Raw genomic sequence first — 600 nt, forward strand, 5'->3', positions numbered from 1 at the left:
TACCACTATGAAGATTTAAACGATGAAATTCTTTTTGATTAAAACATTTAATCCATCTTCTTATTTGTGCTTTATGGGAAATATGGAATTTTTGTTGAATGGTTTGGAGAGGATGACCTTCTTGTTTCATAAAAACGGCTTTTAATTTAGTTTCGAAAGAATAAAGTCGATGTTTTTCTTTTGAAATCAGTAATTTTAAATTTAGTGAGCCAAGCGTAGATAAGAGATTTATTACTTAAATTAAATTTTTTCACAATTTGGGAATTACTCATCAGCCCTGTTTTTATGGCCATGACTACTTTTTGTTTAGTTTCTAAAGAATAATTTCTGATTTTATTAGGATAAGATGTTAATTGCTCTTCTTTAATGGATTTGTAAATAAAGTGTTTTTCTTTTAAACCAAATTTTTGGATTATTTGTTGATTAGTCAAACCTTTTTGTTTGGCTTCTATTATTTCTTTTTTCAACTTTAAAGAATATTTTTTGAATATTTGAGGAGACATTTTTAGAATTTTAATCCTCTTTTTTTCTCTTTTCATTACTTAAATACGAACATTCTTATTATAAAGAGTTTTTTAGTAATTAATCAGGTGTTTTTTG

At 25.2% G+C, this 600-nt stretch carries 2 protein-coding genes; both read right to left on the reverse strand.

Going from position 1 to position 600, the window contains the following annotated elements:
- Positions 1-232: helix-turn-helix domain-containing protein (locus F1741_RS02330; RefSeq protein ID WP_152309885.1), on the reverse strand; the 232-nt coding region annotated here is incomplete at its 3' end.
- The gene (locus F1741_RS01495; RefSeq protein WP_212380318.1) at positions 147-539 is read right to left on the reverse strand and encodes a transposase; all 393 of its coding nucleotides are present in this window, start codon (positions 537-539) and stop codon (positions 147-149) included. The genes F1741_RS02330 and F1741_RS01495, both read right to left, overlap by 86 nt.
- Between the last annotated feature and the right edge of the window lie 61 nt (positions 540-600).

It is taken from the genome of 'Cynodon dactylon' phytoplasma, assembly GCF_009268075.1.
Taxonomy (GTDB): Bacteria; Bacillota_I; Bacilli_A; order Acholeplasmatales; family Acholeplasmataceae; genus Phytoplasma; species Phytoplasma cynodontis.

What these genes read in the sequence shown, in the direction of transcription:
- F1741_RS01495 (WP_212380318.1), bottom strand. Translation starts at nt 539, where the DNA reads ATGAAAAGAGAAAAAAAGAGGATTAAAATTCTAAAAATGTCTCCTCAA.